At 38.6% G+C, this 22,522-nt stretch carries 22 protein-coding genes; 15 read left to right on the plus strand and 7 right to left on the minus strand.

Annotated features, from left to right (window positions below; all coding sequences use genetic code 11):
* Together CFH81_04350 and CFH81_04355 are read left to right on the plus strand one after the other, a co-directional pair.
* On the plus strand, nucleotides 1–479 hold a 479-nt coding region (locus CFH81_04350; GenBank protein DAB40477.1), incomplete at its 5' end, for a hypothetical protein.
* Between the two features lie 9 nt (nucleotides 480–488).
* A complete protein-coding gene (locus tag CFH81_04355; GenBank protein DAB40478.1) occupies nucleotides 489–1,475 on the plus strand; it encodes a hypothetical protein in 987 nt (328 codons plus the stop codon).
* 46 nt (nucleotides 1,476–1,521) lie between these two features.
* On the opposite strand, the gene CFH81_04360 is transcribed toward CFH81_04355, so the two are convergent.
* Nucleotides 1,522–2,097: a hypothetical protein gene (locus tag CFH81_04360; GenBank protein ID DAB40479.1), complete on the minus strand. Its 576-nt coding sequence runs from the start codon at nucleotides 2,095–2,097 to the stop codon at nucleotides 1,522–1,524.
* A 129-nt stretch (nucleotides 2,098–2,226) separates the two neighbouring features.
* On the opposite strand from CFH81_04360, the gene CFH81_04365 reads away from it, so the two are divergent.
* On the plus strand, nucleotides 2,227–2,673 hold the full coding sequence (locus CFH81_04365; GenBank protein DAB40480.1) for a MarR family transcriptional regulator: 447 nt from the start codon (nucleotides 2,227–2,229) through the stop codon (nucleotides 2,671–2,673).
* Nucleotides 2,663–3,373 carry a short-chain dehydrogenase gene (locus CFH81_04370; GenBank protein ID DAB40481.1) on the plus strand — a complete coding sequence of 237 codons (711 nt, stop codon included), beginning with the start codon at nucleotides 2,663–2,665 and terminating at the stop codon, nucleotides 3,371–3,373. The genes CFH81_04365 and CFH81_04370 overlap by 11 nt, the downstream gene beginning before the upstream one ends.
* 73 nt (nucleotides 3,374–3,446) lie before the next feature.
* Here CFH81_04370 and CFH81_04375 read toward each other — a convergent pair whose 3' ends face one another.
* Nucleotides 3,447–4,244 carry a hypothetical protein gene (locus CFH81_04375; protein ID DAB40482.1) on the minus strand — a complete coding sequence of 266 codons (798 nt, stop codon included), beginning with the start codon at nucleotides 4,242–4,244 and terminating at the stop codon, nucleotides 3,447–3,449.
* 21 nt (nucleotides 4,245–4,265) lie between these two features.
* A complete protein-coding gene (locus CFH81_04380) occupies nucleotides 4,266–4,940 on the minus strand; it encodes a phage repressor protein (protein DAB40483.1) in 675 nt (224 codons plus the stop codon).
* Nucleotides 4,941–5,094: 154 nt separating this feature from the next.
* Here CFH81_04380 and CFH81_04385 point away from each other — a divergent pair, with 154 nt between their 5' ends.
* The 4 genes from CFH81_04385 to CFH81_04400 are packed head-to-tail and all read left to right on the plus strand — an operon-like array spanning nucleotide 5,095 to nucleotide 11,898.
* A complete protein-coding gene (locus tag CFH81_04385; GenBank protein DAB40484.1) occupies nucleotides 5,095–6,384 on the plus strand; it encodes a DNA polymerase IV in 1,290 nt (429 codons plus the stop codon).
* Between the two features lie 52 nt (nucleotides 6,385–6,436).
* Nucleotides 6,437–7,729, plus strand: coding sequence for a hypothetical protein (locus CFH81_04390; protein DAB40485.1), 1,293 nt, complete (start codon nucleotides 6,437–6,439; stop codon nucleotides 7,727–7,729).
* Complete coding sequence (locus tag CFH81_04395; GenBank protein DAB40486.1) at nucleotides 7,602–8,804, plus strand: hypothetical protein; 1,203 nt, start codon at nucleotides 7,602–7,604, stop codon at nucleotides 8,802–8,804. Before CFH81_04390 ends, CFH81_04395 begins: the two co-directional genes overlap by 128 nt.
* Nucleotides 8,797–11,898: an acriflavin resistance protein gene (locus tag CFH81_04400; protein ID DAB40487.1), complete on the plus strand. Its 3,102-nt coding sequence runs from the start codon at nucleotides 8,797–8,799 to the stop codon at nucleotides 11,896–11,898. The genes CFH81_04395 and CFH81_04400 overlap by 8 nt, the downstream gene beginning before the upstream one ends.
* A 78-nt stretch (nucleotides 11,899–11,976) precedes the next feature.
* Here CFH81_04400 and CFH81_04405 read toward each other — a convergent pair whose 3' ends face one another.
* Nucleotides 11,977–13,218 (minus strand): helicase DnaB, encoded by a 1,242-nt coding sequence (locus CFH81_04405; GenBank protein ID DAB40488.1) that lies wholly within the window; start codon nucleotides 13,216–13,218, stop codon nucleotides 11,977–11,979.
* Between the two features lie 537 nt (nucleotides 13,219–13,755).
* Nucleotides 13,756–14,862 carry a hypothetical protein gene (locus CFH81_04410; GenBank protein ID DAB40489.1) on the minus strand — a complete coding sequence of 369 codons (1,107 nt, stop codon included), beginning with the start codon at nucleotides 14,860–14,862 and terminating at the stop codon, nucleotides 13,756–13,758.
* A 199-nt stretch (nucleotides 14,863–15,061) separates the two neighbouring features.
* On the opposite strand from CFH81_04410, the gene CFH81_04415 reads away from it, so the two are divergent.
* Together CFH81_04415 and CFH81_04420 are read left to right on the plus strand one after the other, a co-directional pair.
* The gene (locus CFH81_04415; protein DAB40490.1) at nucleotides 15,062–15,682 is read left to right on the plus strand and encodes a plasmid partitioning protein; all 621 of its coding nucleotides are present in this window, start codon (nucleotides 15,062–15,064) and stop codon (nucleotides 15,680–15,682) included.
* Between the two features lie 3 nt (nucleotides 15,683–15,685).
* Complete coding sequence (locus CFH81_04420) at nucleotides 15,686–16,549, plus strand: hypothetical protein (protein ID DAB40491.1); 864 nt, start codon at nucleotides 15,686–15,688, stop codon at nucleotides 16,547–16,549.
* A gap of 25 nt (nucleotides 16,550–16,574) precedes the next feature.
* On the opposite strand, the gene CFH81_04425 is transcribed toward CFH81_04420, so the two are convergent.
* On the minus strand, nucleotides 16,575–16,763 hold the full coding sequence (locus CFH81_04425) for a hypothetical protein (GenBank protein ID DAB40492.1): 189 nt from the start codon (nucleotides 16,761–16,763) through the stop codon (nucleotides 16,575–16,577).
* The gene (locus CFH81_04430; protein ID DAB40493.1) at nucleotides 16,760–17,149 is read right to left on the minus strand and encodes a hypothetical protein; all 390 of its coding nucleotides are present in this window, start codon (nucleotides 17,147–17,149) and stop codon (nucleotides 16,760–16,762) included. The genes CFH81_04425 and CFH81_04430 overlap by 4 nt, the downstream gene beginning before the upstream one ends.
* Nucleotides 17,150–17,288: 139 nt before the next feature.
* On the opposite strand from CFH81_04430, the gene CFH81_04435 reads away from it, so the two are divergent.
* The 5 genes from CFH81_04435 to CFH81_04455 all read left to right on the plus strand — a co-directional run bounded on the left by CFH81_04435 (nucleotide 17,289) and on the right by CFH81_04455 (nucleotide 22,467).
* Nucleotides 17,289–17,654, plus strand: a complete 366-nt coding sequence (locus CFH81_04435; protein ID DAB40494.1) for a hypothetical protein — start codon at nucleotides 17,289–17,291, stop codon at nucleotides 17,652–17,654.
* Between the two features lie 222 nt (nucleotides 17,655–17,876).
* Complete coding sequence (locus CFH81_04440) at nucleotides 17,877–18,221, plus strand: hypothetical protein (protein ID DAB40495.1); 345 nt, start codon at nucleotides 17,877–17,879, stop codon at nucleotides 18,219–18,221.
* A gap of 17 nt (nucleotides 18,222–18,238) precedes the next feature.
* Nucleotides 18,239–18,910, plus strand: a complete 672-nt coding sequence (locus CFH81_04445; protein ID DAB40496.1) for a cytochrome C — start codon at nucleotides 18,239–18,241, stop codon at nucleotides 18,908–18,910.
* A gap of 1 nt (nucleotide 18,911) precedes the next feature.
* Nucleotides 18,912–20,345, plus strand: coding sequence for a nitric-oxide reductase (locus tag CFH81_04450; protein DAB40580.1), 1,434 nt, complete (start codon nucleotides 18,912–18,914; stop codon nucleotides 20,343–20,345).
* Nucleotides 20,346–20,748: 403 nt separating this feature from the next.
* Nucleotides 20,749–22,467 carry a nitrite reductase gene (locus CFH81_04455; protein DAB40497.1) on the plus strand — a complete coding sequence of 573 codons (1,719 nt, stop codon included), beginning with the start codon at nucleotides 20,749–20,751 and terminating at the stop codon, nucleotides 22,465–22,467.
* Nucleotides 22,468–22,522: the final 55 nt, after the last annotated feature.

Here is a 22,522-nt window from a genome sequence, read left to right on the forward strand (position 1 = left end):
TCTCTTTTTTGGCATACGCGCAAAATGCTTCTGCCAAAATTTACAATCCCTGCCAACTGTTGACTACAAAAGAGATACAAAGCGTATTTCCCGCTGCAAACATCACCATAACCCTGCAGGACGATAAAGCTGCAAATCCTCTTGGGACAAGAAGATGCTTTTGGGATGCGAATGAAACCAATATGCAGTTCGTCCAGCTTTCCATCACGTCAGATGCCGAAGCAAAAACGATGCAAACAGCCCAACAGTTTGAAAATAACAAGCAGTATATAGAAAATGTTCAATCCGTACCGAATCTAGGCGACGAGGCTTATTACGGAGGGAGCGGGCTTAAAGCAGGCGCAGGGCTTCATGTTCTGGTAAAAAACAAAGGGGTCCTCATCCATATCGTTGTAGGGCTTGGCTTTGGAAACAAAGACGAGCAAAAACATTTAGAGATTGAAACATCGATCGCAAAAAAAGTAATTGAAAAACTATAGGAAAGAACCATGCATAAAATATTGATACTGTTAACCATATTCTGTTTGAATTTTGTTATAGCGCAAACCGGACAAAAAGACATTCCCGGAAGTCAAAACCATCCTATGATATCCAAATATAAAGATTCGGTGATTGTCGGATACGCGTTTCAAGAATACGGAGAATTGACGCTGCCCCTTGGGAAAGCCGTTCTTAACAACAACGTGGCCTACCTTAAGAGTCAGAAGGAAGAAGGGAAGCTTACGCGTCTTCTTTATCTGATACCTCCCAAACGCTCTACGCTTGAAGTATATAAAAACTATGCATTAGAGCTTGAAAAAGCGGGTTTTGAGATTTTATTTACTTGTGCGGGCGACGATGAGTGCGGTACGCTTTTCCATCAAGCTATATGGGCGCCCCAAAGAGCATTGAAAAATTCACGTGATCTTTCAACGATTTTTGCAATGCCTTCAGAACAACGTCTGCTGGTGGCCAAACTGACCCGCCCTGAAGGCGATGTTTTTGTATCGCTTTATGTTGCATCCAATGACCAAAGCGAACCAAAATGGGCATCCAAAAAAGTCACCGCGCTCCTTGAAATTCTTGAAACGATTCCTATGCAAGAAGCGATGGTGAGCGTCAATGCTGAAACCATGTCAAAAGAAATAAACACGGCAGGACATATCGCGCTCTACGGAATATACTTCGATGTAGACAAGTCGGATATCAAACCCCAATCAAAACCCGTTCTTGATGAGATAGCAAAGCTGCTAAACGGCAATCCTGCATTGTCGCTTTATATCGTCGGGCATACTGATAGTACAGGTACGTTTCAGCACAATATGAATCTGTCGCAAAAAAGGGCTCAGTCTGTTGTCAAATCTCTTGCTTCAGACTACAAAATCAACGCAAAAAGACTTTCCGGGCATGGGGTTGGTCCTCTTTCTCCTGTAGCAACAAACGATACCGATGAGGGAAAAGCAAAAAATAGAAGAGTGGAACTGATCAAAAAATAATGGCTGCCCGCATACCGGCTGCACCCTGAAAAATGAGATACAAGAACTATAATTTTTTTGTATCGCTATTTTCATACATATTGTCAAGAATATTTAAAAGAGGCAGATAGATCATCTCCGCTTCCGAAATATCAAAGCGCGCCATATTGGGAAAAAAGAAATGACTGTTTCTGTTTCTCCTGGTGCGTATGATAAGATAGAATGCTTTGGCTATAAATTGAAACTTCTCTTTGTCTATGCACAGCTTCTCAAAAGATGCCTCGGCTGCCTTTAACGCGCTTGAGGCTGTTCCCGTGTTGATCTGTGAAATATAAGAAATATGAAGGTCTTTAAGATTGGTGTCAAGCCACTCATTTTTTAAGGCAGTGACCTTTTCTCCATACTCACAATTCTCACGTCGTTTAAAAAAATTGATGTGATGCTTAAGCAGCGCGGCTTTAAAAAGGAGCTCACACGCCAAAGCAATATTTCTATAAAAATCTACCGCCAAGTGCGGCTCTTTTAATTCATATTTTTGAAGCGAGAAAAAACCGTCTTTATAGCTTATGATATTTTCATAAGTTGCCAAATGGATTGCATAGTGATGGTTCTCTTGGGCTAAATTACTGATATCAATCGCCATGATCTCTCTTTTGTTTATTGTTTATTGTTTACAGATTTAATTTTAACATATTTAGAAGTTTTTAGATTCTTGTCTTGACAAGTATTTAAAAACTTTCTATAATGGTGTAAAAAAAGGAGGGGAATTGAAATGAAATTTGACATGGACAATTCATTGGGGTTTATCTTGAACAAGACCTCTTTGCTTTCAAAAGCAAACTTCAGCCAACAAATCAAAAAATTTGATATCTCTCCTGAACAGTGGTCTTTGCTGTTTCGGGTTGTAGAAAAAAAAGGCCTTACACAAAAAGAGCTGTCTGATTCTACCTATAAAGATCAGGCAAACATCACTAGAAGCATCGATAGACTTGAAAAAAAGGGTTTAATCCAAAGGGTTTCAAACGACTTTGACAGAAGGATTATCAATCTGTATCCTACTGATGAGGCAATCACGCTGACAGAAAAAATCATTCCGATATCCGCAGCATTCAATCGGCTTTTAGCCAGAGGTTTTACACAAGAAGAGTACAAAACGCTTCTTGTGCTGCTAAAAAAAATTTATTCCAATCTAGAAAAAAAGGAACACTATGAATCTTGAAAATAAAATTATTCTAATCACCGGAGCAAATGGCGGACTGGGAAGAGCATTTGTAGAATATGCCATTAAAAACCATGCAAAAAAAATTTACTGCTGCGCAAAAGATATCGCTGCACTTGAAGATCTAAAAAACAAAAGCAACGCCATTGAATTATGCAGCTTGGACATTACCGACAAAGAGCAGATTAAAAAACTGGCTTCAACTATCGAAGCTATCGATATTTTGATCAACAATGCAGGCGTCAATAGTTCAAAAAAAGTATTTGAAGAATCGGCTATTGATTTTGAGGTTAATGTCTTTGGCACACTCAACGTCTGTCGAACACTCAATCATAAAATAGCAAAAGAAGGCGCGATCATCAACGTCAGTTCGATCTTGGCATTGGTAAATCTTCCCGTTAACGGCTTATATTGTGCCTCAAAAAGTGCCCTGCACTCTTTAACGCAGGCAATGCGGGCCGAACTTGCTTCAAGACAGATTGAAGTTTATGAAGTTTTGGCAGGACCTATCGACACCAATATGTCAAAAGATCAGGAGATGGAAAAATCAAAACCGCAAGACATTGTAAATGGAGTTTTTAAAGAATATGAAAATAAAAATTATGAAATTTATCCTGATGGTTTTTCACAAATGATCAAAGAAGGACTCTCCAAAGATCCGCTCTCCGTAGAGAAGAATTTTGCACAATCTGTGCAATAAGACTGCGCAATCACCCGTATGCGGGCGATTGCGAACTATAGATGGGGGCACTAAACAGCTCTTTTTGCCTCGTCTATTCTTGCGCTTTTGGCTCCTTTAATTTTTTGCTCCATTCGCACCCTTCGGCATTCCCGCCTTCACAGGCCTTGTCAAAAAGTTCTGCCGCCTTATTTTTATCCTGCTCTGCCCCTTCTCCGTACTGATACATCAATCCAAGCAGAACACACCACTCTTCCTCTCCGCTTTCGCAGGCCTTAGCATAGAGTTCTGCTGCTTTTGGTTTGTCTTGCTTCACACTCTCTCCCCACGCATACATATTGCCGAGTTTGCCGCATCCAAATGCATCCCCGCCTTCACAGGCTTTGGCAAAACACTCCGCTGCTTTGGCTCTATCTTGTTTTACATTTTCTCCCATGTCATACATACTTCCCAGTCTTGCGCACCCAAAAGAATCCCCCCCCTCACAGGCTTTAGCGTAAAGCTCTTTGGCTTTTTGCTTGTCTTGCTCTTTGTCTTGCGCTGATTCATACATAGCGCCAAGCTTTCCGCACCCAAAAGCGTCCCCTCCTTCACAGGCTTTAGCGTAAAGCCCCTTAGCTTTTTGCTTGTCTTGCTTGACACCCTCTGCAGCTTCATACATAAAACCGAGCTTGCTGCACCCGCGAATATCTGTTTTCTCACATGCTTTGCTAAAAAACTCTACGGCGCTTTGATACTCTTTGTCTTCATAGGCCTTCATCCCTTTGTCAAAATCGCTGGTTAAAAGATTGATCCCCAGCACAATACCGGCTGCTGCTATTACAAGTCCTGCTATAATCAATATTATTTTTTTCACTAGTTTCCTTTTTTGTACATTTAAAACATTTCTCATTCAAGTGAAAGATCACACCGTTTATATAAGCGAAACTTTTCCGATCACCCGACCGACAAGATGCAGCTCCAAAAGCTCTTCGCTGCTTATCCGTTCACTGTTGTAGTTTTTGTTATCGCTTATCAATTCGATACTGCCGTCGATCATAAGAGCTATTCTTTTTACAAAAAGTCCGGCATTGGTAAAAACTACAAACACACCTCCTTTAGAAATATCGCAAGCCGCCGTATCAAAAAGAATGATTTCTCTGTCATGCAGCGTAGGTTCCATTGAGTCCCCTGTTACATTAAGTGCTGCCACATGAGAAGGGTTTGGCTGCTTTGTTTTGTAGAGAGAATCCAAAAAAACTTTATCAATGCCAAGCATCTCATAATTTTCTTCAAAATTAAAAGCTCCTCCTCCTGCGCTTGCATTTATATTTGAAAAATACTTAATCTTTGCATATTTTTCAGTTTCCTCTTCAAGCAATTGAGGAAACTGATCAAAAAGCATCCAATTGATCGATATTTTTCTCTTTGCACAAAAAATAGCTATCTGCTCATAGGGAATTGCGCCTCTTTTTTTGAGGTGGCTTAATGATTCTTTGGACAACCCTAAGACTGCTGCCACATCTTTGTCAAAAACTTTTTTGTTAGGCAGCTCAGAACTGATAACATCTTTTATTTTTTCTATAACAGCCTCTATTTCAGCGCCCATATTATATTTTAAAACCTCATAATTATGATAATGTATAACTATCTTTTTCTCTGCTTCCCGCAAATAATTGACATTGTATCAACTATTTTATAAATAGTTTCTACTTTAGTTATAGTTTTGTTCATTCAATAAAACACAAAAGAAAGGAGTTTTGATGAAAATTCACTTGGATTTGGATTGCTATTTTGTATCGGCAGAAAGAACAAGATATCCTTTTTTGAAAAACCGGTGTGTTGCCGTAGCAAAAGGAAGTGACAAAAAAATATTTTCAGACAGAAAAAAAGATGGTGTCTTTTTAGATAAAACAGGGGCTTTTAATTCGATGCTGGGATTTAAAAATGATTTTTGGCATCGCTCTCCTGTATCCGCCTGGAAAAATGAGTTTATTGATGAGGACGGAACCATTCACGGCATTGTCATTGCCAAAAGCTATGAAACGAAACCTTACGGAATCAAAACAGGGATGCCGCTTAAAGAAGCGCTACTGCGGTGCCCAGAGCTCATAGTGCTGCCGAGCGATCATCTATTCTATCAAGAGCTGTCGGGCAAACTGAAATCATTTTTGGAACTTAAAATTCCCCTGCTTGAACAGTATTCTATCGATGAATTTTTTGGCGATTTAGACGGCTGGATAAAAGATGAGGATACAGAAGCGTTTATTAAAAACCTCAAAAGTGAAATACTGCAAAAGTTTAATTTGCCTATTACCATAGGCGCAAGCCAATCAAAATGGATTGCTAAACTGATCACAGATAAAATAAAACCGTTTGGTGCCAAAGCGTTGTCACAAAATGATGCCGATAGGTTTATAGAGCATATCACTATCAATGATTTTCCCGGCATTGGAAAAGCTGTATCAAAAAAACTGGCCTCCTATGGCGTTAAAACACTTGGTGAAGCCAAAACCAAACCGCAACTTTTTGAATCCTACGGCAAAACAGGAAGAGATCTTTACAAAAGAATTTGCGGGATTGACAATGAAAAAGTAATACCCTACAGCGACAGACGGAGTATAGGAATCGGCAGAAATTTCAAGGCCGTCTCCGATAGACGAGAGGTTCGCAGGAGAACGATGATCCTTGCTAGATACCTAAGCCATGCTATACAAAAACTCAAACTCAACCCAACGACATTTTATTTTAAAATCAGATACGAATATGGTCTGAAAAGTGCTCAATCCGTTACCTGCGATAGGTTTTTTAATGAAAAATTTTTGGTCGATTTGGCTGTCGAGACAATCTCAAAACTGGATAATCATTTGGGATACAAAATTCATTACATTGCCATCAGTGCATCAAATTTTTCTACCAAACCTCACCCCAAGACATTTTCCGTTTTAGAGTACGACAAAGACAAAAAATATGCTGATCTTTCGGCGCATATGCTTAAAATACGAAAAAAATACGGCATAGATATCATCCGGTACGGAAGCGAACGGTTGTAATTCATATTGAGTCTATATTGACCGGCTATACTCCTGCGCAAAGGAGTATAACATGGTGCGTATCATCTATTTGCTTGTAATAAGCATGCCTCTGCTAGGCGCTACAATGCAAGAGCTCGTCGACTTGGGTCTCAAACAAAACACCGCAATAGAACAAAGCAGACTGCAAACACAACAGGCTCAACTGCTGCATCAGCAAAGCCAAATTGAGCAATACGGCTCGCTGGATTTAGTGGGAGACTTCGTGCATTACAATACTCCAAGGACCCTTGCACCGCTTACCCCGTCTGCCATCGGCAGCGGAACGCCTATTGCAACAACCGAAGACCTTTTTTCGGGGGGCTTGACTTACAGCGTCCCTTTATTTACAGGATTTGAACAAACCAGACAAATTCAGATACAGGCGCTTGGGAAGCAAATAGCACACATCAAACACAAACTAACACAAGAACAGCTTGTTTACAATATCAAATCGCTTTATCTGGCGATCTTAGCACAACAAGAGATCAAAAATGCACAACACACCTATACGCAAGCTCTTAAAAAACTTAAATCTCAAATTGCCTACGAAGTAGAATTGGGGAAAAAAGCCAAAATAGATCTGATAAAAGCACAGTCTGATCTGCGTGCATCGCAAACCCAAGAAGAGATCTTTCAAAGCAATATCACTATCACCAAAGCAACGCTTGCATCGCTTGTAGGCATGGATCAAATCGTCTCTGTTTCTCCTTTGCACATCAACATAAAAAAGCCTCGCTACAATGCAGATATGCTTTTAGACAATGCCTTGCATCTTGCAAAAATAGAGATCAAAGATATGGAAGTCAAAAAAGCAGACAAAACCGTAGAGAAAAATAAATCATCCGCGCTTCCCCAAATCAATCTTTCAAGCTATGTTGGCAAAAACTACGGGAAAGACGAAACACTTAGCGATTGGGACAATGAAACGCTTTGGCAGGTCGGCGTCAATATAAAATGGAATGTTATGGATTTTGGAAAACGAAAAATAGAGGTGCAAAAAGCCAAAATAGCCAAAATGGAGGCGACCCTTGAAAAAGAACAGGCAAGACTTGATTTAAAAAAAATGCTTATCGAGAGTATTGAAAAAATCAATCAGGGGTATGAGGAGTATAGTAGCAACAGCGCTCAAATAACACTTTTAAAAGAGAGTGAAACTATAGAAAAGGTTCGCTATCAAAACGGAGTCTCAACACTCAATGATCTTCTTTTGGCAAGAAGCAGAACGCATCTTGCGCACGCGCAACTCATTCAAAGCAAATTTGAGTATCAAAAAAATATCTATTATTTGGAATATATTATGGAAACAGGGGTACACAATGAATAAAAAAACCGCCATAGCCATTATCGCTATTGTACTCATCGCAGGACTTCTAATAAAAGGAAAAAACGTACTGCAAGAAAGAAAAGCACAGATTGCCAATGCTTCCTTGCCTCAGAAAGAAGAGATCGGCATCAATCTTATTGAACCAAGACAAGGAACCCTCCAAAACAAAGTTTCCTATTTAGCACATATCGAGGCAGACAAAAGCATTATGCTTTCCACCAAACTGTCAGGATATATAGAGCATATCACAGTAAAAGAATCACAAAAAATACACAAAGGCGATCTACTTGTCCGTATCGACGATAAGGAGTTGCGCTCCGAGATTGACGGACTTGAAACAACCCATGCCCAGCAAAAAAGTGATGCATCCCTGGCTAAAAGTATCTATGACCGCAATGTCAAATTGTATAAGGTTGGCGGATTGGCACGAGAACAGGTTGATATTTCCCGCGTTACCATGCAAAACAAAGAGGCTATTGCTGCCAACACGAAACAAAAAATTATCCGGTTGAACCATCAGCTCTCTTATTTGCAAATTCTTGCCCCTTTTAACGGAGTGGTCGATGCAATTATGCTCCATGAGGGGGATTTGGCAATCGCAGGGAAGCCGATCCTTAGCCTGAGCAACGGAGAGAAAAAGCTAGTATTTTCTTACGCTCCGGGAAATGTTCCTGTTAAAGAAGAGCAAAAAGTATTTGTCGGCAAAGAAAAAGTGGGTGAAATAAAAACTATCTATACCACGGCACAAAATGGTTTAATGCGAGCAGAAACAGGAAACACCCCCTCCCTCTCTCTTCCCTCGGGGAGCACACTCACTGTCGAGGTGCTTAAAGAAGAATCCCAAGGCTGCATTCTGCCAAATGATACCATTGTACACAACAAAGAGGGCAACTTCATCATGGCCTATACAGAAGGTAGTTTTACAGCAATGCCGATTAAGCTGTTGATGCAAAACAACAACGAATCCCTTGTTGAGCCTTGTCCTCATACGCCGGTCGCCCAGGCAAATGAGTCCAAACTGGGGCAATTGCCCTTTTACGGAAAAATAAATATTTCAGGAACAGTTCATGAGTAAACCATCAAGCAGCTGGATAGAAAAAATCCTCAAAAAACCCTATATCATTTTTTCTTTTTTGGCTCTTTTTGTTTTTTCCGGCATAATGGGATACGGAAAGATTCATCGCAACCTTTTTCCAAATTCCAACTATCCTGAAGTTGCCCTGGTGATTGTAGAGCCCGGCGCTTCAGCTAAAAGTATAGCAAGCAATATCGCCGTCACGGTAGAAGAAGAACTTTATGCACTTGATGAAATCAGGCGCGCCTACTCCAATACGATCGATGAAGTGACGGTCATTCGTGCAGAGTTTGAATACAGTAAAAATATCGATACCGCGGTAAACGACGTAGCCAACGCCCTTTCGAAAATACGCGCCAAACTCCCTTCGGACATTCAAGAACCGCAAATCATAAAAATCACCGAAGCAACTGCTCCCGTGCTTGTGGTTGCCATGTCGCCTAAAAACAAAAATATAAACCTAGAGGATATCCGCGATTTAGCAAGCGGGGACATCAAGCATACACTGCTAAAAACAAAAGGTGTTGCCAATGTCGATATTTTTGGCGGCTATCAAAAAGAGCTGCAAATTATTATAGACAAAAAGAAACTCGACAGCCTTCATCTTTCTTTAGGGGAAGTTCTTGCTGCTATCCAAAAAAGCGACAAAGAGTATGCAATTGGATTTATGAGCAACGATGAACATCGCTATCTGATCAAATCCCAAGGCAAAAGAAAACAGGTAGAAACACTCAAACTCCTCCCTCTTTCACCTGATCTCAAACTTGCTGATGTGGCAGAGATTTATTTTGGCCACTATGAAAATAGCGCTTCATATTTTGGAAACGGGAAAGAGGCAATAGCCTTATCGGTACAACGCTCTATCAGTGCGGATGTTATCACAACAATCGAAAAAGCAGAGCAGCTGATTGAAAAATTTAAAACAAAATATCCGCAAATCAATTTTGAAATATCAGATACGCAAAAAGAAACCATCGCCCAAAGTACACAAAATATGCTCGAATCTCTTCGTGATGCCATAGTGATGTCAACACTTGTTGTTTTTTTATTTCTTGCAAGTTTTCGCCAAATTTTAGTTGTTTTGGTCACCATTCCGTTGGTTTATGCTTCAACCATTGCTTTAATGTGGCTGACAGGGATAGACTTCAACGTCATCACACTCACTGCAATCATTTTGGCTCTTGGACTTTTGCTGGATGACACCGTCGTAGTAGTTGAAAACATAGAGCGACACTATAAAGAACTCAACAAGCCCATTCACGATGCTGTTTTTGATGGAACCAAAGAAATTATGTTTGCAGATTTAAGCGGCTCTATCACGACGATGATCGCTCTTGCGCCTATGCTTTTTGTCGGCGGATATCCCCAAACGGTTTTTGCTCCGCTTGTAGGAACGTTGCTTTTGGCACTTTTAGCTTCTTATGTCGTCTCTATTATAGCAGTACCCTTGTTGTCTCTTTATATTTTAACAATCCAAAACAGGTTTATCCTAAAAATAGAAAATGGTTTTCATAGGGTTACGGGTCAAGCCAACCAAATGATTCATACTTTTTTTTCTTCTATTGTACAAACGGCTGTCACACGCAAAAGTGTAGGAATAGTTTATTTTGTCCTCCTGCTTGGACTTTTCTTCGCATCTGTTAAATTTGTTATGCCCGTTGTAGGCCAAGAACTCATGCCTCCTATGGATACGGGTGCTGTAAACATCAAAATCACCACAGACGCAAATCTTCCTATAGAAAAAAGTGAAGTGATTATGAGAGAGACAAACAAAATAATCCAAAAACAGGGCAAACTTTTAAGAGTTTCTGGAAGCATTGGAAGCGAGGCAGGAATACTCAGCATCGGAAGCGGAAGCGGGACAGAGCATCTCTCTATCGTAGCAACTTATATAGACAGGCACCAAAGAGACAAAACTATCTGGGAGATATCTAATGCATTGCGCAAAGAAATCGTACAAATCCCGTATGTAAAAGATGTTGATATCTCCCCCTACGGAGCAACCGGACTTGCCAGCATACGCGCAAGTGTCAATGCCATGCTGAGCGGATCGAATTTTGATATGCTGCACCGCACAGGCGCCAAAGTAGAAGAAGCCTTACAAAAAACGCAAGGAATAGTTTCTACTTCTGCAACATGGGATATGGATAAAACCGTCTACAATCTTCTCATAGATGAAGCTCAGGCATTGAAATACAGACTAACCTCTTCTGAAATAGCACACCAAATACAAACCGCCCTCAGAGGTGCCACAGTCGCTACTTTTTCTAAAAGCAATCATGTGGACTACGGTGTAAGGGTTTGGCTTCCAAAAGAACAAATCAACACCCTTGACAAAGTTCTTTCCTTATATATAGACACCCCCGAAGGAAAGATACCCTTACATAAAGTAGCCACCCTTGCCAAGACAAAAGAGCCTACCATTATTACCAGAGAAGGACTTAACTATACGCTTGAAATCTATGGTCACAGAGAAAAAGAGGCCATTTCGCATGTTATGGCAAATTTTGAAAAACAGCTTGAAGATGTAGCTTTGCCAAAGGATATAGAACTTGAGCAAATAGGTGACATTAAACACTTTAAAGCCTCTGCAGAAAGAATGATTGGGGCAATCTCTGTGGCAATTGTATTGATATTTTTGACTCTTATTATCATGTTTAGCAGTATAAAAATCTCTTTAATGATTATCTTTTCTATCCCCCTGACAATCATTGGTGCTTCATGGACAATGCTGGGCATGAATTATCACGTCTCCATGCCTTCGATGATGGGATTTATCTTGCTTTCTGGAATCATTGTAAATAATGCTATTTTATTGATACATTTTGCACTTGAGCAGATGAAAGAGGGGGTAGACAAAACAAAAGCGATGCTAGAATCCATTAGAATCCGCACCAGACCGGTTCTAATGACAGCTCTTTCCGTATCGGTGGGAATGCTGCCTATCGCCCAGGGTGCGGCCATAGGACTTGAACGGCTTGCACCATTGGGAGCAGTAGCCATTGGGGGTCTTATTATAGGAACACTCATGACTTTGATTTTTATTCCTATCCTATTTATCTGGACTGTAAAAAATAAAGAAGCAATACTCTAAAACATAAACCGATTATTTTCTTGTGCCAAAGAAGATGATTGGATAAATTACATCGCACCTGGTTGGAATTTTCATCATCTATTCGTATTCGATCTCTATCATACTCTTTGTCTTTTTTGAAAATATCTGCCTTTTTACTTTACCGGCGCCCAAATATTTTTTGGCGCCATTATTGTCTTTGTCTAAAATAATATATCTGTTTTCCTCTTCGCTGATTTCATTTTTGTCATTTTTGATATGCTCTACCCGATAAACTAGCCTTACTGCGTCAACAAAGGCACTTGCCCCTCTGCTCTGCGATGAGTTTTTAGTCCCATGATGAATGAAAATAATCGTTTTCTTTTCTTTGGTGGCCCATCTGGTAAACAGATTAATAAACATTCGTGCATGAGCATTATTATTTTCATCCGCACCAAACATCGCTATAAGCGGGTCAAGAATAATTACATCATAAGCACTCAGTGCTCGTTTAAACTGATAAAATTTACTGCTGGTGGATATACTCCCCCTGTTCTCTTCTAAAAAATGTATTGTTTCTGCATCTGCTCCTACTATATGCAAATTTTTTTCAAAGACAGAAACATCTGTTTCCAAAATTTGCTTGGCTATCATTTCAAAGCGGGATCTCGATAACCCCAAAGGATCTTCGCTCAACCACATAAATACCTTAAGCCTCTCATCTCTTACCATTCTCATGGCTGCCTGCAAAAGCAAAAACGATTTTCCCACTCCCCCTCCTGCACTTACCAAAGAAACGGTGTCCTTGGGAAACGGCAACCAACTTTTGCAAACAAACTCTGCATCTTCTGCCTGTATCTCTCCGAAAGAAACAATTTTAAAAAGCTCCCTGCTTCCTTCTTCTGCTTTTTCTATCTCCTTATGGACAAGATGTAAAATTTCATCAAAATTCTTCTCTTGATCTACACTTTGCAAAATCTTATGAGCAAGTTGTTTAAACTGCCTTAAGCGGGAATACTCTTTCATTTTCTCTATATAAAAATGAATATTCGAAACCGGAAGTGCGGCCAATATTTCTAACATTCCGGATTCATCAAATGCTTTGCCTAAATACTCTTTAATGAGGGCTTCTTCTATGATGCTATTTTCGTAAAGATGGCCTAATGCATCAAAAAGCGCCCGATGAAAAGGAACATAAAAATCTTCGCTTTTTATTCCTGTATCCAGTACGTCTTTAAATATCACAGGCTCATAAATGATTGTACTTAAAACTGCTCTTTCAAAAGCTTCGCTATATATCAATTGTTGCATCTTATCTTCTTCATATGATAGTCTTTTTGCCCATTCTAGCTCTTTTTGCATTACATAGCAAGACTAAAATTTCATAGCATCCTTTTTGTCAAAAGAAGTAATATTAGAGTACAAAAGAAGTAATATTAGAGGAGTTTACTATTCTTCTGGAAGTAATATTAGAGGAGTTTACTATTCTTCTGGAAGTAATATTGGGGGGATCATAATTGTGCTTGCGGAAGCAATCTTAGAGGTAAAAAGTATATTTTGGAAGCAATATTAGAGTCTATAGGGGAGTTTTTGCTATTTACAGGGTATTTTTATCCTTATCATTGAAAATTTTCGTACCTTTTTTAAAAAACTTTCATATTTTTTAAAGCTGATATCTATGGCGTGGAAGTAATATTGGGGGGATTATGGCATTTTTATAGCAAACGCGGAGCTAATATTAGAGGGTTTTGGAAGCAATATTAGAGTATACGGAAGTAATATTAGAGGTAAAAAGCAGCTATTTTAGAGGGTTTTGGAAGCAATATTAGAGTTTTTCTAAGATTATAAGACTCTTTATACAAGAACATTAAGATTCTTGTATAAAGAGTGTGATTTTAATCACTCTTTATACAAGAGAGACTCTAAGTACAATATAACTTCCGTTTCAAATTCTTCTGAATTAAGTTGATTTTTATTAACGATTCTAAAATTTTTTTGATCATCAGTCTCAACATAAGCTGCACATACAAATGCGCCTTCACTCTCATACGAAATATTTTTTAACAAAACTTTATTTCCATCAAACAAAATAGCTTCGCCGATCAGATCTTTTGTTGTAATATTTATTGTAGGCTTTTCTGATTCAACAAGAGGAATACTTGAGTAATTAAATAAAGAAGGAATAAAGCCGACTCCGGAATTACCAAGATAATAAAACATTTCATCATTTTGGCTATAGTCAATTCCAAACGATTGTAACTCCCCTACTCTGTACCTGAGCTCTCTTTTTGCAACCTGCAAAGATTTTGGAGAATCAGTAGGAAACCCAAGCGCATCCAAAACAGTCAACAGTTTAAACCGTGATTCTTTTTTATGCGTAAAGAACCAACGAATGATAGCCTTGGTTAAAGCAGAATCGACTTTAAGTAGTTTTGGCAACTCTTTTTTGTAGTTAATAGAAAGTTCTCTTTCATAAAATTTTAAATATCGCTTATCTAATGTAATTGAATAGGCTTTGTGCTCTTCTAGATAGTCCAAATGAGAAATCAAATTAAAGTCAAAAGAATCTCCTTTCGTATTTACATAATTGATAGTAATATCACGGATTTCTTTGATTTTATCCCTAAGCCATTTTGTCTGTTTTTCCCAAGAGTTGCTTTTTTCTTCTCCGCTATACTCTTTGAGTATTTTTGTCTGACTGAAGATGATTACAACCTCTTCAGTAGGCAGTGGAATAATTTTTGCCGCATGCGTATAGATACAATCGAGTAAATCCCTATGAACCTGAGTCAAGAGTTTTCGACCTCTTATTTCGACTTTGCCCCAGCTTGTATGAATTGTTCTGATTCCTCCGTTATTTTTGAATTCTCTGGCGGTCACAGAATTTCCTGAAAGTTTCTGTACGGGAGAAAAAATTGGAATACGCAATTCAGTGATAGTTGACGTACTGCTCTCTATTTTTTCCACAACATTAAAAAGGGTGAGTTGTTGATTATCTGTTTTCATGAGTATATTGTACTATGCAATATGTGTCAACACCCTTATTTATTTTTTGTTTTCCTTGACTATAGTGTGAGGAGCCAATAAAATGGCGCTTTTCTGGGCAGACAAAATAAAAAAGTTTCGCATGCGAAATAATCTAATTGTAAACCAATTATAGTATTATTTGATAATAAATTTCGCATGCGAAACAAAAGGTGAATGTATGATTATTACCATTGCACACTCAAAGGGCGGAGTAGGAAAAAGTTTACTTTCATGGCATTTGGCCATCGGCATGAATGTACCCATTATAGATTTAGATTTTCAAAAAACATTGGTCTACACAAACAACCTTAGAAAAATAAATGGATATAAATCATTAAAAATTATTCAGCCCGAATCTCCGCAATCATTTGTAGAATTTATGGATAATTGGCCGGAAGAAAAAAATATTATTATTGATGTAGGAGGGTTTGACTCAAACCTTAACAGGGCCGCACTTTATATTTCTGATCTTATCATCACCCCTGCTGTTGATCGTGTAACGGAAATGGCAGGACTTTATAAGTTTCATCAGATTTTGGAAGAACTTTCAAAAAAAATGAAAACACATATCAAGGCAAATATTTTACTCAATGATGTTAATCCGAGTGCAAAAGATTTTTCAGTTATAGAGGATTTGGTAGACAACCTAAAGCATTTCAGTCTTATGGATACGATTATCGCGCACAGAGCAGATTTTTATAGAACCATGGAGGAAGGCAGAGGGGTGACAGAATTGGAAAAAAGCAAAGCAAAAAAAGAGATAAAACAGTTAATTAAAGAGATAAAGAGAAAAGGATAAAAGATGGCCAAACGTAAGATAAATGCAGCAATGATATTGGCCGCAGGCGAAGATGCACATCTTCAAACCAATGATACAAAAGTTTCGCATGCGAAACAAATAGATGGACAAGAGTTTTTGGAAATAGATGTTAATAAAATTATAAATAATCCTATGCAGCCACGAATTTCTATCAACAACCAAGAACTTCAAGATCTTATGTCCTCTATAAAAGAACACGGGCTTATACAACCTATAGCTGTTATCAGAACGTCAAAAGGCGAGTTTGTGCTTAAAGCAGGACAAAGAAGATGGTTTGCGCATAAAGAACTCGGCCTAGAAAAGATAAAAGCTATTGTAGAAGATGCAACACATTTTTCCAAAGAAGAAGAAGAAAAAAAACTTTTCGAAGTAGCAATTATGGAAAATACCCATAGAGATAATCTTGATCCATTGGAACTTGCTCTTTCTTTAAAGCAGGCTATGGATAAAAATTTCTATACCAATTTAGAAGAGCTAAGCCAGGCCCTAAGCAAATCGAAATCATATATCAGCAAGGTATTTAAAGTGCTCTCTTTGGAAGAAGAGATTATTCAAGACTTAGAAAAAAATAAATCCATTAATGATATTGAATCGCTTTATGAAATACAAAAGATTAAAGATCCGCAAGAGCAGGTGAGGGTGTATTTCGATTTTGTAGCTAAAAAATTAGACAGAAAAGCACTTAGAAGCCACAATAAAATTAAAATTTCGCATGCGAAACAAGAAGTTTTTTTTATTACTAAGCCTAAATTTATAAAATTGGATTTAGATACTACAAAATTGACCGAATCACAAAAGAAAAATATGATAGAAGAGTTGGAAAAAGTTTTAAAAAAATATTTTTAAAACTAAATTTTTCCAAAACTATCAACTAGGCAAATCGTAAAAAAATACCAACTAAAAGAGAAAGAAGAACAGTAAGCAGAAAAGTTAAAATATTGTACCATTTTTCAGGAAATGAAAATTTTTTATTTAACCATTCTGCTATTTTCATGGCGGGAAAGATCATAAAAAGCAGCATCACAATACTAAAAACTAAGGTTAAAACAAGATCTATCATTGTTCAATCCCATAAAATTGTTGAATAAAAAGAAGTTCTTCTTGGTTTTGCAACAAAATAGCGGCTATACTCACATTCTTGTCATCAAGAATGTGCAATTGAGAATTTTCTATTTTAAGATGACTTTTTCCCCATTTTTTTTCTAAAGTATCGAGTTGGCGAAAAATTTCCACATTACTTGGTTTTTCTTTAAAATCCTTATCGGTTTTGCTTAATATTTGCAGTCCACCAAAACGTTTGTCTATATAATAGGGGCTGTATTTCTTTATCTCTTTGTAAATTCGCTTGTTTTTTTGTTCGGGCTGACTTTCAAAATAGGCCGAAATAGCTATGGCGATAAACCCTATAGCTAAGAAAGCAAATAAATAACTTTTAAAATTTGACATTAAATTCCTTTATATAGCATATGTTAATATATTTATCAGTATAGATATTTTTAACTAAAAAATGCTTGATAAACATCAATTTGAACAGATAAAAAGTATGTTACCATTTTTAATAATTTTTAGAAAATAAGGTGAGGATATGAAACAGTTTTTTATTTTGGAAGGGGGATATTTAATCCTTGCATTGTTTGTGGTATTGGTTACAGTGTTTGTAGGAACTCGTCCGTTTGTGTCAAAAAATGCATTAAAAAAAGGTCTCATGGGTGTTGTGCCTGTTTTGGCTTTATTAATCGGAGGACATTATGCTGTGACAACCAGCCGTATGGCAGAAGTTAAAGCCGCTTTTGAAAAAGGCCGACCGATTATTTGTGAGAGCCGGATGGTCAGAAAAGCAGCCCAGTCGGTTACTGTTCTGAAATCACAAGAATGGTCTTTAGAGGGAGACAATTTTGTTTCACCAAGCTATAATAGGCCTTTTCACTCTGCAAGATGTATTGTTAAATAAAATACATCTTCTCTTGCAAAATCCGCTTAAAACCGTTATTATAACTTTTTCAAATAAATATAGGTTATATATCAATAATGTTTAATAAAACCATTAATTAATCTAATTTTCTTCTTTTTCTTGATATATGTCAATTGTTTTATTCTTATATACTGTCATAATTTACTGTGCTCGAGGCCATATTGGCCAGACGGTAAACAAATATTTAAAAGGATACATTTGATGGAACCCTTAATTGTACGACCGGAAATAGCGGTGGATCAATTCCTTCCTATTTTCATAGAGTCTACTCTTGTATTGGTGTTTGGCGTGGGATATGCAGCATTGATTACTTTAGCAAAAATGGGATTTTTTTCTAAAAAGTGGATGAATATTGGATATTTGTTTTGGGCATTACAAACTTACTGTTTGTACGATCTTTCTGTATTAATTCAAAGCAGCCACTTTACAACAAAAGTTTTGATGGTGACGATGGCAGCATATCTGTTTATTCCCCACTTATATTTTCATCTTATAAGTGAATCAGAAAAGCGATATAAAGATACAGAAACACCGATACAACCATAAAAAACAAAGGAGGAAGTATGGATAAGGAAAATTTATCAGTATGGACGAGTATACCATTTTGGCGTCGTTCAGCTGCTTGGGTAACTGGATTTGCAGTCATGCTGCTTATCTGGCTTAGTTTTGATACGCTAGGACAGATCAGCATGGGAACAGATGAGGATCTCAAAAATGGTATAACCAAGAGAGTACCCGGACCAACGGTTATCAACTATGAGATTGATTATAAAATGAGCGAAAAAAGAGGCAGCGAAGTACCGGTTATTGGTAAAAAAGAGCTATTTTTTGGAAAAGAGTGGAACGAACAAGAAGCTGCTGATTTGCTGCATCTTGGAAAATTGACTTCACAAGCGAAAAACTGTATGAATTGCCATACGCTTTTGGGTAACGGCGGATATTATGCGCCCGATCTTACTAAAGCTTGGCTAGATCCGGCATGGAGAGAGGGCGGTCCTTTACAGGGGATGACCGGGAAAAATACAAAAGAAGAAGCGATGGCTGAATTCTTGATGCACCCTTCACAGTATCCTACGCATGCAAGAATGATGCCGGATCTTGGTATTACAGCAGAAGAGGCAAAAGGATTGGTTGCTTTCTTAAAGCATATGAGTAGTATTGACACGAACGGTTTCCCGAGAAACTTCTCTAAAACCGTAGAACAATTCACAGCAGGAGGCACTAATGCTCGTTAGTATTAAATCAAATTATTTACAAAGTGAATCTAAAAAACTTGGAATGATGTATTTCAGGGTGGCTATTGTGCTTTTTGGCGCACAGCTTCTTATGGGACTTATCGCGGCAATACAGTTTATTGTGCCTGGTTTTTTGTTTGAAATTTTTGACTTTTCTGTAGCCAGGATGGTACATATTAACGCATTGGTTGTATGGATGCTTTATGCAATGCTGGGAGCAGTATACTACATGATCCCGGATGAGACCGGAATAGAAACAGTTGGTGTAGGCTTGGGTAAGCTTGCATTCTGGGTACTTACCGCAGCAGTTACGATAGTAGTTCTTGTTTATATTTTTGTCCAAGTGGGTTCAGGAAGCGAATCTACAATTTGGCTGATTAATGAAGGACGTGAATATCTAGAGGCACCTAGATGGGCAGACATTGGTATTGTGGTTGTGGTATTGGTTTTTTATTGGAACGTATTTACAACTTTTATGAAAGGGCAAAAAACAGGTATTATGACCGTTATGGTAGCAAACCTCATGGCACTTGCAGGTCTTTATTTGGCCGGAATGTTTTATACGGATAATATTTCCATGGATCAGTTTTGGTGGTGGTGGGTCATCCACTTATGGGTTGAAGCAACATGGGAAGTTTTTGTTGGAACACTTGCAGCCTATGCACTTATTAAGATTATCAATGCAAAACGAGAAATCGTTGAGATGTGGCTATGGATTGAAGTATTGATGCTTTTTGGTTCAGGAATTTTAGGGTTAGGCCACCACTACTTCTGGATCGGTACGCCTGAATATTGGTGGGAAATCGGAGCGCTCTTTTCTGCACTTGAGCCTGTGCCGTTGGTAGCGATGTTTGTACACGTACTTTACGATTGGGGCAAAGAGCAGGGGATTGCCGAGCAAGAAGGTCATAAAAATGTGATGAAAAACGGTCCTGCAATGGCATGGATTGTGGCAAATGCATTTGGAAACTTCTTGGGCGCAGGTGTCTGGGGATTTTTCCACACGTTGCCTCAAGTAAATATCTATACCCATGGTACCCAGTTTACTGCGGCGCACGGCCACCTTGCATTTTTTGGCGCTTATGCAACCATCTTGATAGGGATGATGTATTTAGGATTGCAGGGAGCTTATGGGATCAAAACACTTAAAGCAACCTTTAAATCAAAAATGGGGATCGTTTTGATTGTTTCAGGTGTGCTTGGAATGACAGTAGCATTGACAATTGCAGGATACGAGCAGGTATTGGTTGAAAGAGCTGAGCTTGGCGCAGGCTGGAATGCTTTCTTTGCGGCGCAGGAACTTCCGTGGTATATACAAGCCCAAATATGGAGGACCATCATGGGGGTGGTGACTTTTGTGGGGTTTGTTTACCTTGTGTGGGATTTGCTTACCATCGGCAAGCAAGCTCGCTTGGCACAACAAGCTGAAGCATAAAAGGTATATCTAAAAGCCATCCATAGGTGGCTTGATGCAGGCTTCGGGCACAAAGCACCCGAAGCCTCTTTATTAAAATAAGGAGTATAAAATGTTGTTTGAACCATTTACAGATATAGTGCCAAGTTTTTTTGGCTGGCTAAATCAAGGGCCTTTAACTTTGACTATCTTTTTGCATACGGTAATTATTTTGCCGATGTTTTGGATCTATGCACAAGAAAAAAAGAAGTTAAAAAAATAAAAAGATGCAACAATCTTATTAAATTTGATTGTTTTCTTGATTTTGGTCAAGAACTTGATAATGCAAAAAGTGCTATCATGATTAAATCAATAAAATTTATGTTTGTTCTAAGTTAAATTGAACTATACAGCAAATGATTTGATATTTAAAAGGAGGAAAGAAATGAAATGGAATAATATTTTAAGTTTTGCTGCTATCGCTTGCTTAAGTACAACAATGGCAACTGCCGGTACATCCACAATGGATTTTGCAGCAAAGTATGAGAAAGAGTGTCAAGGATGTCATGGACCGATTCACCAAGGTGGGGTGGGGTCGGACTTGAGACCGGAAGCGTTAAAAGAAAAAAATAGAGAAATGTTGGCAGAAAAGATTCTGCACGGTGTTGAAAATACTGCGATGCCTGCATGGGAAAGCACCTTTAGTAAAGATGATGCGACGGGCATGATTGATTGGTTGATTGACTGGAAAAATACGGTTGAACTGACGCTTAGCCTTGATGAAGTCAAAAAAACATGGACAAAATTGGCAGACAGAGAAGAGCTTGCCAAAAAGTATCCAAATCCAACCGAAGTGAAGTCTGTACTTGATATTACGTTTGCAACAGAAAGAGATGCTTCTTTGGTTGACTTTATCGATTCAACAAACGGAAAAGTACTTTCTCGCCATAAAGCAGGTTTTGCGGTGCACGTAACAGTGACAAACAAAAAGAACCCGCGCTATGCTTACTCTATCTCTCGTTCAGGACGACTTACGATGTTTGATATCGGTGCACCGGGACAGCCGGCACTTGCCTCAGTACAAGTAGGCCAGGAGTCCAGAGGCCTTGCTGTTTCTCCAGATGGCAAATATGTTATAGCCGGTAACTATAACCCGGGTGGAGCAGTACTTTGTGATGCGATGACACTTGAGCCGCTTAAAGCGTATGACACAAGCCGTGTTATTGACCCTGACGGACAAATTACTCCATCGCGTGTAGCTTCGCTTGCAGATACGCCATATGGGCCTTATTTTGCAATGGCGCTTAAAGATGCCGGCCATACGTATATTATCGATTATTCTAAGCCGGGTTTCCCGATCGTTGGAGATGTGCCTAATATTGGTAAAATCCTTCATGATGCATTCTTAAATGAAGATGAAGGTGAAGACTTCGGACGCTACTATATGATCGCTTCTCAAGGATCTGACGTAATGGGTATCGTAGACTTTAAAGAAAAAAATCTTGCTGCAAAAGTCTATACCGGTGATAAATCCAAACCGCACCCAGGGCAGGGAAGTTCATGGTACTCCAAAGGACAAAAGAAACAGCTTCACGCTACGGTGAGTATGAATATCGGTTCTGTGGTGATCTGGGACAGCAACTGGAAAGTAGTAAAAAAAGTTGAAACAACCGGAGGCGGTCTTTTCATTGGAACAGCACATGATACACCATACCTTTGGGCAGATTGTGTGCTGGGAACACCGGAATACTATAATGAAGTGCATTTGATCAATAAAGATACTTTGGAAACAGACCGCATCATCAAAGTAGGAAAAACAAAAGGGCAGCTTATTGATGCAAAAACCAAAAAAGTACTTCAAGAATGGGACGCAACCCAGTATGAAAAGGTACCTGTCAACGAAGTTCAGTCTACAGTAAGTAATGAAACGCTTTTGCCTTATCCTGAAAAACTGGGCGCAGCGGTGAAAGAACCTGTACAGCCAAGATTGCTGCATGCAGAGCCGGCAAATCATGGGGAGTGGACAATGATTTCAGAGTGGACAACCGGAAGAATCGGTATCTATAACTCTAAAACAGGTGAGTTTGTCAAGTATATTCAAAATTTGACAACACCTACGTTTACTTATTCAGTTGAGCACAGACAACATATTCCTGGTGCTTAATGTTCTTTCCCTTCTCTTAAAGCTTTTTTTAAGGGAAGGGAAATTTAAAATCTTA

It is taken from the genome of Sulfurovum sp. UBA12169, from assembly GCA_002742845.1.
Classification (GTDB): Bacteria; Campylobacterota; Campylobacteria; order Campylobacterales; family Sulfurovaceae; genus Sulfurovum.

What these genes read in the sequence shown, in the direction of transcription:
- CFH81_04355 (DAB40478.1), top strand. Translation starts at nt 489, where the DNA reads ATGCATAAAATATTGATACTGTTAACCATATTCTGTTTGAATTTTGTT.
- CFH81_04360 (DAB40479.1), bottom strand. Translation starts at nt 2,097, where the DNA reads ATGGCGATTGATATCAGTAATTTAGCCCAAGAGAACCATCACTATGCA.
- CFH81_04365 (DAB40480.1), top strand. Translation starts at nt 2,227, where the DNA reads ATGAAATTTGACATGGACAATTCATTGGGGTTTATCTTGAACAAGACC.
- CFH81_04370 (DAB40481.1), top strand. Translation starts at nt 2,663, where the DNA reads ATGAATCTTGAAAATAAAATTATTCTAATCACCGGAGCAAATGGCGGA.
- CFH81_04375 (DAB40482.1), bottom strand. Translation starts at nt 4,244, where the DNA reads ATGAGAAATGTTTTAAATGTACAAAAAAGGAAACTAGTGAAAAAAATA.
- CFH81_04380 (DAB40483.1), bottom strand. Translation starts at nt 4,940, where the DNA reads ATGGGCGCTGAAATAGAGGCTGTTATAGAAAAAATAAAAGATGTTATC.
- CFH81_04385 (DAB40484.1), top strand. Translation starts at nt 5,095, where the DNA reads ATGAAAATTCACTTGGATTTGGATTGCTATTTTGTATCGGCAGAAAGA.
- CFH81_04390 (DAB40485.1), top strand. Translation starts at nt 6,437, where the DNA reads ATGGTGCGTATCATCTATTTGCTTGTAATAAGCATGCCTCTGCTAGGC.
- CFH81_04395 (DAB40486.1), top strand. Translation starts at nt 7,602, where the DNA reads ATGATCTTCTTTTGGCAAGAAGCAGAACGCATCTTGCGCACGCGCAAC.
- CFH81_04400 (DAB40487.1), top strand. Translation starts at nt 8,797, where the DNA reads ATGAGTAAACCATCAAGCAGCTGGATAGAAAAAATCCTCAAAAAACCC.
- CFH81_04405 (DAB40488.1), bottom strand. Translation starts at nt 13,218, where the DNA reads ATGCAAAAAGAGCTAGAATGGGCAAAAAGACTATCATATGAAGAAGAT.
- CFH81_04410 (DAB40489.1), bottom strand. Translation starts at nt 14,862, where the DNA reads ATGAAAACAGATAATCAACAACTCACCCTTTTTAATGTTGTGGAAAAA.
- CFH81_04415 (DAB40490.1), top strand. Translation starts at nt 15,062, where the DNA reads ATGATTATTACCATTGCACACTCAAAGGGCGGAGTAGGAAAAAGTTTA.
- CFH81_04420 (DAB40491.1), top strand. Translation starts at nt 15,686, where the DNA reads ATGGCCAAACGTAAGATAAATGCAGCAATGATATTGGCCGCAGGCGAA.
- CFH81_04425 (DAB40492.1), bottom strand. Translation starts at nt 16,763, where the DNA reads ATGATAGATCTTGTTTTAACCTTAGTTTTTAGTATTGTGATGCTGCTT.
- CFH81_04430 (DAB40493.1), bottom strand. Translation starts at nt 17,149, where the DNA reads ATGTCAAATTTTAAAAGTTATTTATTTGCTTTCTTAGCTATAGGGTTT.
- CFH81_04435 (DAB40494.1), top strand. Translation starts at nt 17,289, where the DNA reads ATGAAACAGTTTTTTATTTTGGAAGGGGGATATTTAATCCTTGCATTG.
- CFH81_04440 (DAB40495.1), top strand. Translation starts at nt 17,877, where the DNA reads ATGGAACCCTTAATTGTACGACCGGAAATAGCGGTGGATCAATTCCTT.
- CFH81_04445 (DAB40496.1), top strand. Translation starts at nt 18,239, where the DNA reads ATGGATAAGGAAAATTTATCAGTATGGACGAGTATACCATTTTGGCGT.
- CFH81_04455 (DAB40497.1), top strand. Translation starts at nt 20,749, where the DNA reads ATGAAATGGAATAATATTTTAAGTTTTGCTGCTATCGCTTGCTTAAGT.